Here is a 16,495-nt window from a genome sequence, read left to right on the forward strand (position 1 = left end):
TGGCGAGGACAAGAGGGGTTATCCTAGCGCTTCACCGTCACTTGATTAATTGGACTATGGATAATACCTATAAACCCCAAGAAGTTGAAGAACAAGCCCAGCAATATTGGCATAAAAAACAGTCGTTTAATGTTACTGAAGATTTAAACAAAGAGAAGTTTTATTGTTTGTCTATGTTCCCCTATCCTAGCGGAACCTTACATATGGGACATGTTCGTAACTATACTCTTGGAGATGTTATCTCTCGCTATCAGCGCGCTTTAGGAAAAAATGTTCTCCAGCCTATAGGCTGGGATGCTTTCGGCTTGCCAGCTGAAAATGCTGCTATCAAAAATGGAATACCCCCTGCTGAATGGACGAGAAAAAATATAGCTGCAATGAAAGAGCAGTTTTTACGTCTGGGCAATGCTTATGATTGGAAACGCGAAATCACAACTTGTGATCCCGAATATTACCGTTGGGAACAATGGTTTTTTATTCGGTTATTTGAAAAAGGTCTGGTCTACAAAAAGAACGCTGTGGTTAATTGGGACCCCGTTGATCAAACTGTTTTAGCTAATGAACAGGTCGTCGATGGACGAGGATGGCGCTCTGGTGCATTAGTAGAGAGAAAAGAAATTTCTCAATGGTTTATTAAAATAACCTCTTATGCAGACGAACTGCTCAATTCTCTGGACACCCTTGATGAGTGGCCATCTCAAGTAAAACAGATGCAACGTAATTGGATTGGTCGCTCAATTGGGACTGAAATCCATTTCAGTGTGACTAATTATCCTAAACGGGTAAAAATTTACACGACGCGCCCCGATACTTTAATGGGAGCAACGTATCTTGCAGTTGCGACAGATCATCCTATAGCAAAAGAAGCCGCGGCTAATAATCCAGAAGTGAAGGCATTCCTTGACAGTTGTCAAGGTACAAAAATGGCTGAAGCAGAGCTGGCAACCATGGAAAAGCGTGGTATTGCAACCGGTATGACTGCCATTCATCCTATAACGGGCAAAGAATTACCCATTTGGGCTGCTAATTTTGTGTTGATGCAATACGGTTCTGGAGCAGTGATGGCAGTACCCGCTCACGATCAAAGAGATTGGGAGTTTGCTCAAAAATATAACTTACCTATTATTGAAGTAATTAAACCTGAAAATGGCGTCAAACACGACCTCACTCAATCAGCCTATACCGGTGAAGGTACTCTAATTAATTCTGCTCAATTTGATAAATTACACTCGTCCCAAGCAATTCAATCCATAACAGATTATCTGGAAGAGCATGACGCGGGTAAAGCGACTATTAATTATCGGCTTCGTGATTGGGGTGTATCAAGACAACGCTATTGGGGTACGCCTATACCAATGATTCTATGCGAACAATGTGGTGTAGTGCCTGTTCCCGATGAGGAGCTTCCAGTAGTACTGCCAGAAAACGTCCAATTTACAGGAGCGGGTTCTCCTCTTGCTCAATGCAATGAATTTGTTAACGTCACGTGTCCCAAATGCGGTCAGGATGCAAGCCGTGAAACAGATACTTTTGATACCTTCGTTGAATCCTCTTGGTATTATGCTCGCTTTGCCTGTAAAGGCCAGGAAAATGCGATGCTTGATGATAGAGCAAAATATTGGACACCAGTAGATCAATATATTGGCGGAATAGAACATGCGGTAATGCACTTGCTTTACGCGCGTTTTTTTCACAAATTAATGCGTGATGAAGGCCTGGTTAACTCCGATGAACCTTTTAAGGCCCTGCTAACACAAGGCATGGTTTTAAAAGATGGACATAAAATGTCCAAGTCCGTGGGAAATGTTGTTGATCCCAATCATCTGATTAATACCTATGGTGCAGACACCGCGCGTCTATTTGTTATGTTTGCTGCGCCGCCTGAACAATCACTAGAGTGGTCTGACACTGCTGTAGAAGGCGCTCATCGCTTCCTCAAACGCTTATGGGCATTTGCTCATCAACACTTAAATATGCTCATTGATATTAATGACATTATTTTAAGCGGCAATGGTCATGTTGATTGGCAGCATGCTGAGAGTCGATTAAAAAAATCGCGTCACGTGGTTCATCAAACTCTAGCCCAAGCGACCAATGATTATGAGCGTAATCAATTCAATACCGTTGTCTCGGGATGTATGAAGCTCTTCAATGAGATATCCAGTTACTCTATAGAGACAGAAGAAGATAAGTTTTTTGTTCACTCCAGTATGAGCATCATTCTTAGGTTGCTTGCTCCTATTACACCCCATATCTGTCACCATTTATGGCAACAGTTAGGTTTTGAAAAAGCAATTATTGACGCCCCTTGGCCTAGAGTTGATAAAGGTGCGTTAAAGACTGATGAAGTTGACTTTGTGGTACAAGTGAATGGCAAACTAAGAGCTCAATTTACTGCCAGCGTAGATGCGACAGAAGAGGTGCTGATTGAAACTGCTAGGCAACATGCCCAAGATTTTCTGGTAGATAAAACAATAAAAAAAGCTATTGTTGTTGCTCATAGACAGTTAATCAATCTGGTTGTCGGTTAAGATGAAGAAAAAGGTTTTTCCACTCATTTTAGCCCTTCTTTTATCCGCTTGTGGCTTTCATTTACGTGGTTTAATCGATGTACCCGAATGGCTGAATAACGTTTCTATTATTTCCAAGGATGGAAATAAAGAACTGGTTTCTTTACTAAAATCGCAACTAGAAGGATATAAAGTCGAAGTTAACCCTGAACCAGCTCTTGCCAAGTATTGGCTCATAATTAATAAAACTACTTTTCAACAGCAAATAGTCAGTGTTGGCGCAAGTACCAATCCAAGACAATATCAACTTATCTTGACTATAGAGTTTATGTTGCAGACCTCGAAAGGCCAAATAATTAAAGCCCCAAGATTCGTTGCAGTAAGCCGTCAGCTCACCGTTAATAATGATCGCATTTTAGGTTCCAATGAAGAAGAAACCGTTCTAATTAGCGAAATGAGAAGGGAAGCAGTAATTCAAATCATTAATCGCTTAAGTCGGAAATAACTGTTCTTTTACTCAGCTTGCCAATTTCCTTTGGCAGCCTGCGACTTGTTTCGCGTTATTCCGTTAGATTTTCTCCCCAATCCAAAGAGTAATTGCTTAGGGGGTATGTCCTTCTTCGAATTCCCTGGCAAAATCGGTCGTCGTGGCGAACGAAGTGAGGCAATCTAGTTTCAATGCTCAACGAAGCATCATCTGGATTGCTTCGCAAGGCTCGCAAAGACGAAATAGACATGTTCTGGAATGATTACACGCAAGCTAACAATGGTAATGGCCCCGCCTCCAGTTCATGGGATACAAAAACACCATACAGAACTCTGATAATTCCTTTCTCATATTACTCTTTCTCTTCATACGAGTTACAATAGTTCTTTGGAATAAGATACATCATTTTTCGTCATTGGACCAATAAGAAACAGAATGCAAATTAAACAACAAATGCTCGCCCAGCAGATACAAAAAAAAATAGCCCCCCTCTATGTCCTTATTGGCCAGGAGCATTATCTTCTTGAAGAAAGTTTAGATACCATAAAGTCCGCTATAAAAAAATCTTATGATTACGATGAAAAGGTCATTTCCGTACAATCAACCGAGGATTGGACTACTGTTTTAGAAGAGGCCAATAGTTATTCATTATTTTCAGATACAGTCCTGCTAAATATTTTTTATGATAAAAAATCAATCGACGCAACAGGTAAAAAAATCCTGACCGAATACCTAAAAGTAATTAATTCCCGTTGTTTTATAATTATCAGAGCACCTAACATTCCGGCAAAACAATTACAGTGGTTATACAATAGCGAACATGTTGTGCTTGTAGTAGCATATCCACTGAATACAGAGTTGATGAAACAGTGGATTGCCAACCAATTTAAAAAAAATGCCCTCACTGTTGAACAACAAATACCTGATTTAATTTATCAGTACACTCAAGGAAATATGCTGGCTTGTGCGCAAGTTATAGAAAAAATTGCCTTGTCTAATGCTTCAAACCGTCAAATTAATTCTCAACTGGCATTGGAGCACTTATCCGATCAATGCGCTCACTCTCTTTTTGAATTGGTTGAAGCATGTTTAATGGGACAGGCGGATAAAGCAATTCATATATTAAGACAAGCTGCAAATAATAAAACAGAAGTGACATTAGTTTTATGGATACTTACCCAGGAAATAAGAGTACTATTACAATTATCCTTTGCTATTCAGCAAAATACAGACTTTAAAGCTGCTTGCAATCAGTTAAAAATATGGCCTCAGCGTATTAATCTCTATCAATCAAGTATCAAAAGATTAACTAATGCCTTGTTAGAGCAGCTATTATATTTCTGTAAATCTATTGACGAACAGATTAAATCAAATTTGAATACTCAAGTATGGAATGCTTTAGAAAGACTAACTCTTTCTCTGTGTATAGGAACTGTATGCGTAGTATAGCTATTTTAGGTGGAACCTTTGATCCGGTACATAATGGACATATACAAACAAGCCTGTTCATTCAATCCAATTTTAATTTTGACGACTACTTTTTTCTTCCCTGCAAAACCCCTACGCTAAAACCACCAACTTGCGCTAACACTCAGCAAAGAATTGAAATGCTTCAATTAGCGATAAAAAGCCATCCTGATTTTAAGCTGGACTTACGTGAAATAAAACGCGACTCCCCTTCTTATATGGTTGAGACATTAGCAAGCTTTAGAAAAGAAAATACAGATGCCGCAATTACTTTAATTATGGGATACGATGCATTTTTATCGTTACCCCAATGGTATCAATGGGAAAAAATAATTAAATTAGCCAATCTGCTCGTTATTAATAGAAATCAATTTTCGACTTACCCCATGCCAGAAGCCATAAAAATGCTGCTGACAGAACATAAAACTGAAATTAAAACGGACTTATTAATCAAACCTGCCGGGACTATTTATTTATTTGATGCAGGTAACTATGAAATTTCTTCTACTCATATTAGAGAAGAGCTAAAAAAAAATAAGCCCGTAGAAACCAAGTTACCTAAAGAAGTAGGTGAATATATTAAGCAACAGGAACTGTATCGATAATATTTTCAGTTATCTTTTCAGTTTTATCGACGTCCTGCATTTTTTTTATAAATTCAGGTAAGTGAGCATAAATCAAATCGACTGCTGGATCAAAGCGAGCATAGAGCATCGATTCCTTAGAGTACTGCTGATAAGGTAAAGAGGTCATTTTAGCTGCTACCATAATCAAAGCAACAATAAAGACGCCTCTTATAAAACCAAAGAGCATACCTAAAGTTTTATCTGTTCCACTTAAGCCAGCACGCTTCAATATGAAACTTAATATAGCATTGACAACGCCACCAACCAGCAAGGTCGCAAAAAGAATAATAACGAATCCTACTGCGGTCCGCGCAGATTGCTCTTTTATATATGACTTTAACCAAGGATCCAGGCTTTGGCAGTAGGTAAATGCCAACCAAAAAGCCAAGATCCAAACACATAATGCCACAAGCTCTTTAACAAAACCCCTAAATAAGCCCGTTAATACTGATAATCCGATAACTACAATTATGCCTATATCAATCCACTGCAACATGGCTAGCTAACTCCAGTATTCACAACGAAGCCATTTAATTGCATTGCACTGGCTAATTGGGTTTTTAGTTTCATTACATCGGTTTTACGGGGTGAATGCCCTACATAAACTTTATAAACAGGCCCTTGTTTTCCTTTAGTTCGGATAAAGTTAGCCTTATAGCCTTTACTATGTAATTTATTAACCAAGGTTTGAGCATTAGCTAATTGCGAAAAAGAAGCTAATTGTACTGCGTAAATATCTTTTCTGATTGATGGCTTATTATTAGCTTGAGCCACTTTGGTAACAGGAACCACCTTGGTGACCGCTTTTTGTTTCAAAGCAACGGCTACAGGAGGTTTAGCAGGCTGTGGATTAGCTACTTTAATTATTTTTTTAGCCGTATTATTAGCCGCTTCATTTACAGCAAGATGGACAGGTGCAGCATTAGAATTCGCAGCAACTTTAACGTCTGGCTTTGGATTGGCATTAATTAAATCAGATTTAACAGGTTCTGCTTTTACAAGTTCAGTTAACTGTCTTTTTTCCGAGACAGAAGGAATTTCTACTTTAGCTACTTTAATAGTTTTAAACACTTCTTTTTCATCAGTTAAAACTACATCCGGAGCCAATGGCTTTGGGGGTAATTTCACATTAACACTAAAATTACCATCAACATGTTGACTTGATTTCTTCATCACAGCAGGAGCGAAAATGGCTCCTAATGAAAGAATAACAGCCAATCCGACTAAACGATGTTTAAGCTTCTCATCCATTACCAGTTTCATAGAATCTCCTTCTGCTCCAAGATGTTATGTTGGGCAGCCATTACTTGACCAACCGTAAAAAATGACCCGTAAACCACAATTAAGTCTCCAGCCGTAGCTTGACTTAATGCTTTTTGAAAAGCAATAAGGGGGCTAGTATAACAAACTTCCACAAAAATTTCTGCATCTTCAAAAATAGAGCATAACAAACTTGCGCTAGAAGCACGTTTATTATCTAATTGTGCAGGATACCATCGGTCAACACAATCCTTTAAGGGAAAAATTAAACCTAAAATATCTTTATCTTTTAAAGCTGAAAAAACGGCGTGCACCTGTCCATTTATTTCTTTTGATTTAAGTGTCTCAGCAAGCAGTCTGGCTGACTGTCCATTATGAGCAACATCATATAAAATACTAATACTGCCTTGATGAAACTGTAATCTCCCTGCAATAGTTACTTTCTCCATCGCCAAAGAGAGATGTCTTTGAGATACAGGCAGCTCCTGATCTAATAACAAACAAGCCATAATTGCTGCGGATGCCGATTTAAGTTGTATTTTTGGCTTGGGCAGTTCTTTGATGCGTTTTCCCCGCCAGTTAAATTCCCAACAACCGCCCTGTTGATCAATAGAAAAATCTGTATCATAAAAATAACAAGGAGTTGCAAGATCTCTGGCTACTTTGATAATGCTTGATGGCGGATTATTATCTGCATAAATAAATGGTTTTCCCTGACGTAATATTCCTGCTTTCTCATAGCCTATGCTCTCTAGCGTGCTGCCTAAATAATCTTGATGATCATAATCTATAGTAGTGATAATCGATAAATCTGCATCAATGATGTTAGTGGCATCCAATCGTCCCCCTAACCCCACTTCTAAAATAATAACATCCAGGTTTTGTTGCTTAAAATAAAGTAATGCGGCAAGAGTAGTGATTTCAAAATAGGTAAGAAGAACAGAATCACGAGCGTCTTCAATAAAATTAAACGCCTGACATAAATCCTCATCCGAAATAGGTTTTAGATTCACTCGGATGCGTTCATTAAAATGAATCAAATGGGGAGAGGTATAAGCTCCTACCTTGTAACCGGCCGTGTGATAGATTCTTTCGAGAGCACTAACGGTTGATCCTTTTCCATTAGTGCCTGCAACAGTAATGACTTTACAATCAAACGCACACACGTTTATTCTTTCTGCCACTTCCAATATTCGAGTTAAACCAAGCTGTATTTCCTGAGTATTCCTATTTTCCAGGCTATTTAACCATTGGTTTAAATCCCAATTACTCCAGGGTTTGTGCAAAAAAATTCTCCGTGCCTTTACGTGTCAATTTTGATACTAATTCCGAAACAGTAGAACGAAGATTTTTACGCTCAACTATCATATCAATATGACCATGCTCCAGCAGGAACTCACTGCGTTGAAATCCTTCTGGTAAGGTTTGTCTTACTGTTTGTTCTATCACTCTTGGACCTGCAAAGCCGATTAATGCATTAGGCTCAGCAATAATGACATCTCCAAGACTGGCAAAACTTGCCGAAACCCCACCCATAGTAGGATCAGTCAGAACAACCATGAATGGAAGCCCTGTTTCTGCAAATTTAGCCAATGCGGCTGAGGTTTTGGCCATTTGCATTAAAGAAAAAAGCCCTTCTTGCATGCGAGCTCCACCACTGGCGGTAAAACAAATATAAGCTCTTTTTTCTGTTGTCGCGAGGTTGATTGCGCGTACAAATTTCTCACCGACAGTGGCCCCCATAGAACCACCCATAAAGTTAAATTCAAAAGCACTGACAACTACAGGTTGTTGCGATAGAGTCCCTTTAACCACAATAAGGGCTTCTTTTTCGCCTGTAGCTTTCTGAGCCTGAGATATTCTATCTTTATATTTTTTTGAATCCCGGAATTTCAGTCTGTCCAGAGGCTCTAAATTGGCAGCAATTTCCTCTTGTCCCCCTTCATCAAGAAATTGGGCAATTCTAACCCGTGCAGACACCCTATGATGAAAATTACAAGAAGGACAAACCATTAAATTTTTTGCCAACTCGGTACTATAAAGAACTTCATTGCAACCCAAACATTTAACCCACAAACCCTCTGGAACACCTTTCTTTTGTGAGGTTTCTGTTCTTATTCTTGATGGTAATAGCTTTTTAAACCAGCTCATAAATTAGAACCTATATATAGAATCGAGTTATAGTATACACTGAAAAAATGATATTCTTAATATCTATCACTAAATCTGATTCATTCAAAATTAATTTTTATTATTCTATTTGCTGGTGAATTAGAAGGTAGTCCATAGCCGTCAAGCGCAAACAATTTTTGGTGATTGTCTTTCCTACGCAGCCAGAAATCCATTCCTGTTTTAGTACAATGCTAATGCAAAATGGCTCCCCTCCTAAGCGGAATCGACACGTTTTTACGCAACTTGTTTGCAGTTAAATGCCTAGCCTGACGGCTATGGGACATAGCCCGTCATTTGTACGGGCTACTCATGGTATAGTCATTTCGCGACGAGTTAGATTATTGACTTAATTCTAATTTATTTTCAGGCTCTATACCTTTTGCATAAATTGGCGTTAAACTCTCTTTAAGTGATTCCAGCTTAGAATGCAAAGAGTCGTTATATCCATCTTCCCCAGCCTTGGCTCGAGGAGAAAATAGCTTCTGGCCTTTTTCAATTTCAGCAAGTACTAGAGCTCCTTTTGATTCGTTGTGGTACCTATTAAATACTATCTCCAACCCTTTCAAATACTCTTCTCGCTCTTGGGCGTCGGTTTTGTAACCAAAACATCCCAAGGTGAACGCGGCAAGAGATCTGAATAAATCTTTCAACCAAAATTGTTGAGCTCTCTCTTGCAAGTACTGGGTAAAAATCCCCACTTCGGGTTCAAAATAGCTCTTACGGATAGAATCCATAGCCAATTCAGTCTCTGCTGTTACCTCATTCTCCATAACACCTTTGGCACCAAAAAATGTTAGTCGTGACACCGCAGAAGGAGTAAGTTGACTTTTTATTCCATCCATTTGCTCCATATTTTGGCTAATCGCTCGTAGTTTCTGTTGAATTTCTTCCGAGTCTGAATCCGCAAGCTTTGCTAAGAAGTCTCCTTCACGTATCTTAAGTTTCTCAATATCATCTAACAGAGCATTCCTTTCGCTTCTATTTTTTACAGAAAACCCTTTAATCTCAGAAAATCTTTTTATAAATGAATCCGTATCTTCTTCTACTCTGTCTAATTTGAGTTTAACCAAATAGTCTTCAAGTTTATGGGCAGCTTGAAGGGCGCTTTGATGTTTTTCATTTACGGACTCATTAGGATGTACTTTAAAATCCTTTAGAGGTCCAAAATTAGTTTCCTTGAATTGTTCCATTTCCTCAATCAGTATTTCGCGAGCTTCTCTATTGTCTGGCCTAATGGCAGTATCATTAATCACATCAATATACTTAGTTCGCAAAGCATCTTCAATTTCAGTAAATTGATTCAAAGCAATAAGTGTGTCTTTTTTCTCATTGAGAATTTTCATTTTCTCCACATGAGCTTCTCTAATTTTTTCAAGAGAGGAATCCAAACGAGCGCTCTTTGCTTTCAGCTCTTCAAACTCAACCTCTAAGGCTCCTAATTTACTTTTAAACACCTCAGATTTGTCGATAGTGGCTTGATCCTCTGATCGGAGCTTAATCAAACTCTTCTGGAGCGCACTTAGTGAGTCATGGATGTGACGTTGAAGTTCGGTACCGGAATAAACTCTGTGGTCAGGCTTGGACTCCATCATTTTATCGACATCAATTAACGCAATTTTATCGCGCATACCCTCTAAATATTTCAGGGACTCTTTATCATCCATTGTATCAAGGGCTCTAATAATGTCGTCTAAACCTTTTTGTTCTTTTTCAATATCAGCTAATTTGAACTCAAGTTCATAAGCATTTAAAGCAACCATCGCTTGTAGGTGATCCTGAGTATTCATTTTTTCTTCCAGGGTCGCAAAAGCAGCGGTCTCTTCTTTTGCAGCTTTTGCCTCATTCCATTCATTCAGCTTTGTCGTCATTGTTGCAGTCATTTTTTGCTGAGTTTCTTCATCTTTTTTGCTTTGTAGTTCTAGTGCAATTTTTTCTTGCCGTATTTTTTGATACTCTTTTTGCAATTCCCATAAGTTACCCTTACCTAAGAGATAATTCTTTGAAGGGGAAGGGGCGCTCAAATCACTTGTTACATCAATCTGCATTTCCTGATCAATTAATTCAATTTTTTCGGAGATGTAATCAATTATGGCACCTATATCCAAATCAAAATCACTTGGTCCAAGTATAGAAGCATGATGACGGTATTTGTTATAAATATTGGTGGGATTAAAACCATAAAAATAATTGGAGGCTTGTTCTGTCTGGTACATCTCACCAATAAATTCCGCTATTTTCTCGTTGCATTCCAGATATTTTATTAATAATTCTTTAGGAATTTTTGTAGAGGGGATGTATATGCCTGACTCTTTTTCTAAAATTTCCTTAAATTGTTCAAGCTCCGCGCGTGACGTTTTCAGTAGATTTTTGCGTTCAATATTTTGTTGATTGATCGCCCCAAGGCTATGTTCTTTGGAACTTATTTGGGAATGAGTTGTAGAGATTGTTTCATCTAAAGCACTGATTTGAGGAGCATACTCCTTCTCTATTGCTGCCACTGCAGGAGTATATCCTTCCAGAAAGCGGTGAGATTGAACTTCTGCCTCTACTCGTTTTGGATGAGATTTCTCATGCAATTGTCTAAATGCTTCTCGAATACGCGTTCCAACCTCTTCTAGTTTGTTTTTTCTTCCGTCCTCAGATTGTTTTGCAAGCTCATCGCCTAAATAAGTCACCTTAGTCTTTACTTTTGCTAAAAGGGAATTAACGACAGTTATTTGCTGTTCAATAGCCTCAACTTCACTAGTTAATTGTTGTTTTGCTTTCGTGCGCACTGCCTCAAAGGCTGATTTATGCTCAGCTTCTTTTATCGGGGGCAAAGGATTATCTGTTTCAAAATTACGAATTTTCTTCTCTAATGAGAGTTTAGATTTTGAAAGACTCACACGATGACTTTCGAGGTTTTTATTTAAATTATTATAAAATTCTATATCCTCAGAAGCTGGTATTTCTGAATTTTCCATTAATGACGGAATAGTTTCTGGAGTATCAACAGCCTCCTGAAGATTGCGTTCAAAAACAGCCAATGATTTAGAATCCTCAATTCGGTTTACAAGCATTTGTCGCTGCATAGCCACTATTTCTTTTGCCTGTATTTCAATTCTCTCTATTTTTCCCTCTGTTGCTTCATAAGTAATCGTAAATAAACGGCCAGCATTTTCACTCCATGTTTTATAATTTGAAGAATTATAAACCTTAGCTAATTCCTCTACTATTTTCTGATGAGATGCTGATTCTGCAAGCGCACGAATATAATAAGATGAAGTCACGGTATCTGGTAAATTCTCAGCCAGACCATTGTCTTTCCATTGCTTACTATATTCTCTAAATTCCTCTGCTTCTCTAGCAAAGAAATCATCATACTCATCCAGGATATGTAATTTTTCTTCTAAAGCATGATAATTGGAATCCAACTCTTGCGGAATAAATTTCCAATATGGATTAGGATCAACTCTTCGCTCAAATGCTCTTAAAGCCTTATCCCATTCAGATCCCCTCTCCATTGTAATTTTGAGGTGATTAACGGTATCACTAACTTTCTTAGGCTGGTGAATTTCATAGACATGTAATCTTTGATTTAATATAGTCTGCATTCCCTCCAAAGTATTCTTTACTAAATTCCGGGCCCCACCTACCTCAGGTACATTATTAAGTGCTTCTTGCGTTAAAGCTTCCTGCAAAAAAGCTTGTAATGCTTTACCTACAGCATAGGTTTTCTCATCAATAATTTTAGGTACCCGAGTTCTGTCTAAATACGCAAAAGCCTCAGTAATTGTATTTCTATTCCAAAGCGCAACCGTATATCCTCTTGAGGCATGATGAGCAATATTCCATACGGCTTGCAGCACATGATCAGCATAATCTCTTTGGGCATCACTATCGGTAACACCTTTAATGACTCCTTCATGGAGAAGATCTGGATTAATAAATTCAGGGAGAAGATCTGGATTAATAAATAATTGGGCAGATTTAGAAGTATTATTAAGATCTTCACGACTTTCAGCTAAAGTTCTACCATTAATATGATCGAGTTCTGCTTTAAGTTTTGTTAATGCTTTGAATATATCAGCCATAAGTCCCCCAATGTTGGATCTGTTTAACAATCAAAACCTGAATTGATTATTTATATACTAATTCTATGCCTGTTATATTAAGTAAATATGAACAATTGAACTTGTTTTTTATTTTTACAGTTTTTTTACACTTTGATACTCAAACTCCTTTTATCAGCAGCTCATCGAAATAATAAAAAGAATCATCAATTTCAAAAAAATAGAAAATTTAATTCTGGTGTGCATAAATACAACACATTGATTTTATTAATCAAACCATCTCTTAAAAAAAAAAAAATCGTATAAAGCCCTAAAGTTTTTTTGCACTTTTCCGATAACTTTGGTGGGTACGGTAAATTTACAAAAAAATAAATTTACTGAATCGTAAATGTCCCAAACCAGGGATTCAGGTCTGAGGAGACTACAATGGCACAAGTAATTAATACTAACGTAACGTCGCTTACTGCCCAACGTAACTTAGGAGTATCAGGGAGTGCGATGTCTCTAGCAATTCAAAGGTTATCATCTGGCTTAAGAATTAATAGTGCGAAAGATGACGCTGCAGGTCTTGCAATTTCTCAACGTATGACAGCACAAATAAGAGGGATGAACCAGGCGGTAAGAAATGCGAATGACGGTATTTCACTTGCTCAGGTGGCTGAAGGTGCGATGCAGGAATCAACGAACCTCCTGCAACGTATGCGTGAGCTGGCAGTTCAAGCAGCTAACTCAACCAATAACAGCACTGACCGCGCTTCAATTCAATCTGAAGTAAATCAGCTGAAAAGTGAAATTGACCGAATTGCATTAAATACCCAATTTAACGGTCAAAGAATTCTGGATGGCTCGTTTTCTAATGCCAGCTTCCAGGTTGGGGCTAACTCAAACCAAACCATTAGCTTTTCTATAGGAAGTGCGAAAGCATCTTCTATCGGTGGTATAGCGACTGCTACTGGTAGTACAGTAGGTGCTGCAGTTGCTGCCGACATTACGGTTGCAATTGGCGGCGGAGCAGCTAAAACCATCAACTCTTCTGCTAACTTTGCAGGTTCGCTATCGTCACAAGATGGAACCTCTGCTTATGCCAAGGCGGCAGCCTTAACTGATGCTGGTTTTTCAGTGACTGCATCAACCTCTGGCACTCAAACACTGGGAGCTATTGGGGGGACTGCAGGGGATACTTACAATTTAGATATCAATGGAGTGTCTATATTTAGTGGTACGGACGTATCTACCGCGTTAACTTCCTCTGCTCTACGCGATGCAATCAATGGAGTGAGCAACCAAACCGGGGTTATTGCTACACTTAATGGTGGTAATTTGACCTTGACTGCCGCTGACGGTCGTAATATTTCTGTGACTGAAAGTGGTACTGGTTTTACCGCAGGTACTGACGGTATTACTGTAACTGCTGGTCCCTTTGCTTCTTTATTACGCGGAAAATTAACCATCAATGCCGCTGATACCATTGCCATTGGCGGTACTGTAGCGAATATAGGACTGAGCGCAGCTATAGCAAAAGATACCATAGGTATTGATTCATTGGATGTGAGTACTGCCGCTGGTGCGCAAACTGCAATCATGAGAATCGATGCGGCGTTAGGCACAATTAACGCCAACCGAGCAGACATGGGTGCGTTGCAAAACCGCTTTGACTCTACAATTGCCAACCTGCAAAATGTATCAGACAACTTGTCAGCTGCACGAAGCCGTATCCAGGATGCTGACTATGCTGCTGAAATGGCCAATTTAACCAAGAATCAAATTTTGCAACAAGCAGGAACCGCGATGTTAGCGCAAGCTAATAGCATGCCACAATCTGTACTTAAACTGTTAGGATAGGACCTAGCAACCCCAGTGCAACTGAATGTTGCACTGGAGTTTTTTAGTTTTATACTCTAATCTATAATCAGGGTATAAAAGGAGTAGAAAATGAATATTGACCCTTTAAAACCAATAAGCCCGATAATAAAAAATGACACTGTAAAATTACCTGAAAAAACAAGTCAACCTGTTAATAAAACTAGCAGTGCAGGGTCACTGGCCGATTCCGATATGAAATATACTCTGGATGAGGCAACAGGATTGCTGCAAGCGATAGTAACCGACAAAATCACAGATAAAGTAATACGTAAAATGCCTTCGGACGAATATTTGCATTTATTAAGTTTGCTTGATGAAATAATTAATGGTTCTATAGATAAGCACATTTAATAAATGAATCTATTTGTTGTTACATAGAAATAAAAATACAGATTAATAACATAGATAAGGGATATTATGAGTCTATCATCTCCAGGGATTGGATCAGGTCTTGATGTCAAAACACTTGTTGATGCTTTGGTAAAGGCGGAAATAACCCCGTTGCAAACGCGACATGACAATCAACTAAGCAGTGTTAATACCGAACTCTCGGCTGTAGGCCAATTAAAAAGCTCTTTAGCAAGTCTACAAACCTCCCTGAACAATTTATCCGATATTAGCAACTTTTATAATATGAAATACTCGGTTAGCAATACCGACTTTCTGTCCGCCACATTAACCCCTCAGGCAGTAAAAGGTACTTATCAAGTAGAAATCCAAAAACTGGCACAACAACAAAGTCTCGCCAGCGGTTATCTCAATACCACAAGTGTAGGTAGCGGCAGCATCACTATTAATTTTGGTACTTATAATGCAAATAAAACGACGTTTACAGCCAATGCCAGCGCAACCCCTGTTACGGTTACTATCGCTCCAGGAAGTGATAGCCTTATTGCGGTTCGTGATGCCATTAATAATACTAACTCAGGAGTCACTGCCAGTATCGTCACAGATAACCAAGGCTCAAGGCTAACACTCACCTCCTCAAAGACAGGTGAAAATTATGCAATGCAGGTTAACAGTAACATTACAGCATTAAAATATGATCCCACCATAGGCAATAATGACTTAACCGAAACCATTGCTGCACAAAACAGCGTAGTTAAAATAAACGGTCTGACACTTACTCAAAGCACAAATCAACTTCAAGATGCAATTTCTGGAGTAACACTTAATTTGAAGAAGGCTGAACTGGGAACAATCACTACCTTCACGGTGGATGATAATAAAGATCAACTGACTACTTTAGTAAATGATTTTGTAAAAAAATACAATGACAGTATAACTCTTTTGACTAATTTAACAGGCTATAACAAAGACACCAAACAAAGTGGTATATTTCAAGGAGATCCCCAATTTAGAAATTTGAAACTTAATCTAAGCAAGTGGGCAACCTCTCCTCTATCCCAAAGTACCAATCCAATTCAATCATTAGCTGATTTGGGTATTACTACCACTGATAATGGTCTACTGGAAATTAATCAGGATAAATACAACGCGGCTCTTAGTACTAATTATGCAAATATTGGAGCCTTATTTGCTAAAACCGCCACGGCAACAGACAGCAATATACGCATCAACTCCGTTGGTGCTGGAGTCCCAGCAGGAAAATATGATGTCTCTTTAACACAATTTACTCCTGGGGTAAGTATGTCCGGTACTATTGGCACTTCTCCTGCCACATCAACTGATGGAGTTACCCTTAATGGAAGTAGTGAATTAAGTGGATTATCCATCAAAGTACTTTCAGGAAGTACTGGTGCTCGCGGGAAAGTTGCTGTTAATGATGGTATAGCCGTCTTGATGAACCAGTTTCTCGATTCTTATATGGATGCTACTACTGGCGATTTAGATCAGCGCACCAAACAATTAAACAAGCAAGTTACTGAATTAGGTAAAACTCAAACTCAGATAGACGCTCGCAGTGTGAGTGTACAAAACAGGTATCTAAAACAATTTAATGCTTTGGATGTTTTGTTAACGCAAATGCAAAGTACCAGTAGTTTTCTTACTCAACAACTGGCCGCTTTACCAAAGTTAACCACTAAATAATACAAG

At 38.6% G+C, this 16,495-nt stretch carries 12 protein-coding genes; 7 read left to right on the top strand and 5 right to left on the bottom strand.

Annotated elements, in window-relative coordinates:
• Window positions 1-56: 56 nt before the first annotated feature.
• From leuS to nadD, 4 genes are all read left to right on the top strand, one after another.
• Window positions 57-2,531 (top strand): leucine--tRNA ligase, encoded by a 2,475-nt coding sequence (gene leuS / locus LOX96_RS11005; RefSeq protein WP_250421532.1) that lies wholly within the window; start codon window positions 57-59, stop codon window positions 2,529-2,531.
• Window position 2,532: 1 nt separating this feature from the next.
• Complete coding sequence (locus LOX96_RS11010; RefSeq protein ID WP_250421533.1) at window positions 2,533-3,015, top strand: LPS-assembly lipoprotein LptE; 483 nt, start codon at window positions 2,533-2,535, stop codon at window positions 3,013-3,015.
• A 417-nt stretch (window positions 3,016-3,432) separates the two neighbouring features.
• Window positions 3,433-4,446, top strand: coding sequence for a DNA polymerase III subunit delta (holA, locus tag LOX96_RS11015; protein WP_250421534.1), 1,014 nt, complete (start codon window positions 3,433-3,435; stop codon window positions 4,444-4,446).
• On the top strand, window positions 4,434-5,069 hold the full coding sequence (nadD, locus tag LOX96_RS11020) for a nicotinate-nucleotide adenylyltransferase (RefSeq protein WP_250421535.1): 636 nt from the start codon (window positions 4,434-4,436) through the stop codon (window positions 5,067-5,069). The genes holA and nadD overlap by 13 nt, the downstream gene beginning before the upstream one ends.
• Here the strand turns inward: nadD and LOX96_RS11025 are convergent.
• The 5 genes from LOX96_RS11025 to LOX96_RS11045 form a co-directional block, all read right to left on the bottom strand.
• On the bottom strand, window positions 5,044-5,586 hold the full coding sequence (locus LOX96_RS11025; RefSeq protein ID WP_250421536.1) for a CvpA family protein: 543 nt from the start codon (window positions 5,584-5,586) through the stop codon (window positions 5,044-5,046). The two genes, nadD and LOX96_RS11025, sit on opposite strands and share 26 nt — an antisense overlap.
• A 2-nt stretch (window positions 5,587-5,588) precedes the next feature.
• Window positions 5,589-6,353 (bottom strand): SPOR domain-containing protein, encoded by a 765-nt coding sequence (locus LOX96_RS11030; RefSeq protein WP_250421538.1) that lies wholly within the window; start codon window positions 6,351-6,353, stop codon window positions 5,589-5,591.
• The gene (folC, locus tag LOX96_RS11035; RefSeq protein ID WP_250421539.1) at window positions 6,350-7,636 is read right to left on the bottom strand and encodes a bifunctional tetrahydrofolate synthase/dihydrofolate synthase; all 1,287 of its coding nucleotides are present in this window, start codon (window positions 7,634-7,636) and stop codon (window positions 6,350-6,352) included. The genes LOX96_RS11030 and folC overlap by 4 nt, the downstream gene beginning before the upstream one ends.
• A complete protein-coding gene (accD, locus tag LOX96_RS11040) occupies window positions 7,617-8,501 on the bottom strand; it encodes an acetyl-CoA carboxylase, carboxyltransferase subunit beta (RefSeq protein ID WP_250421540.1) in 885 nt (294 codons plus the stop codon). Before accD ends, folC begins: the two co-directional genes overlap by 20 nt.
• A gap of 359 nt (window positions 8,502-8,860) precedes the next feature.
• Entirely contained in the window at window positions 8,861-12,595 is a 3,735-nt protein-coding gene (locus tag LOX96_RS11045) for a hypothetical protein (protein WP_250421541.1), read from the bottom strand.
• 405 nt (window positions 12,596-13,000) lie between these two features.
• Between LOX96_RS11045 and LOX96_RS11050 the strand changes: the two genes are divergently transcribed.
• The 3 genes from LOX96_RS11050 (at window position 13,001) to fliD (ending at window position 16,489) form a co-directional block, all read left to right on the top strand.
• A complete protein-coding gene (locus tag LOX96_RS11050; RefSeq protein ID WP_250421542.1) occupies window positions 13,001-14,416 on the top strand; it encodes a flagellin N-terminal helical domain-containing protein in 1,416 nt (471 codons plus the stop codon).
• Window positions 14,417-14,506: 90 nt separating this feature from the next.
• Window positions 14,507-14,788: a flagellar protein FlaG gene (locus LOX96_RS11055; protein ID WP_250421543.1), complete on the top strand. Its 282-nt coding sequence runs from the start codon at window positions 14,507-14,509 to the stop codon at window positions 14,786-14,788.
• Window positions 14,789-14,854: 66 nt separating this feature from the next.
• The gene (gene fliD / locus LOX96_RS11060) at window positions 14,855-16,489 is read left to right on the top strand and encodes a flagellar filament capping protein FliD (protein WP_250421544.1); all 1,635 of its coding nucleotides are present in this window, start codon (window positions 14,855-14,857) and stop codon (window positions 16,487-16,489) included.
• Window positions 16,490-16,495 lie beyond the last annotated feature (6 nt).

Source organism: Legionella maioricensis (assembly GCF_023618015.1).
GTDB lineage: Bacteria > Pseudomonadota > Gammaproteobacteria > Legionellales > Legionellaceae > Legionella > Legionella maioricensis.

Excerpts from the sequence above, each read along its gene's own strand:
- LOX96_RS11050 (WP_250421542.1), top strand. The coding sequence starts at position 13,001 with ATGGCACAAGTAATTAATACTAACGTAACGTCGCTTACTGCCCAACGT.
- LOX96_RS11045 (WP_250421541.1), bottom strand. The coding sequence starts at position 12,595 with ATGGCTGATATATTCAAAGCATTAACAAAACTTAAAGCAGAACTCGAT.
- LOX96_RS11010 (WP_250421533.1), top strand. The coding sequence starts at position 2,533 with ATGAAGAAAAAGGTTTTTCCACTCATTTTAGCCCTTCTTTTATCCGCT.
- nadD (WP_250421535.1), top strand. The coding sequence starts at position 4,434 with ATGCGTAGTATAGCTATTTTAGGTGGAACCTTTGATCCGGTACATAAT.
- fliD (WP_250421544.1), top strand. The coding sequence starts at position 14,855 with ATGAGTCTATCATCTCCAGGGATTGGATCAGGTCTTGATGTCAAAACA.
- accD (WP_250421540.1), bottom strand. The coding sequence starts at position 8,501 with ATGAGCTGGTTTAAAAAGCTATTACCATCAAGAATAAGAACAGAAACC.
- holA (WP_250421534.1), top strand. The coding sequence starts at position 3,433 with ATGCAAATTAAACAACAAATGCTCGCCCAGCAGATACAAAAAAAAATA.
- leuS (WP_250421532.1), top strand. The coding sequence starts at position 57 with ATGGATAATACCTATAAACCCCAAGAAGTTGAAGAACAAGCCCAGCAA.
- LOX96_RS11030 (WP_250421538.1), bottom strand. The coding sequence starts at position 6,353 with ATGAAACTGGTAATGGATGAGAAGCTTAAACATCGTTTAGTCGGATTG.
- LOX96_RS11055 (WP_250421543.1), top strand. The coding sequence starts at position 14,507 with ATGAATATTGACCCTTTAAAACCAATAAGCCCGATAATAAAAAATGAC.
- LOX96_RS11025 (WP_250421536.1), bottom strand. The coding sequence starts at position 5,586 with ATGTTGCAGTGGATTGATATAGGCATAATTGTAGTTATCGGATTATCA.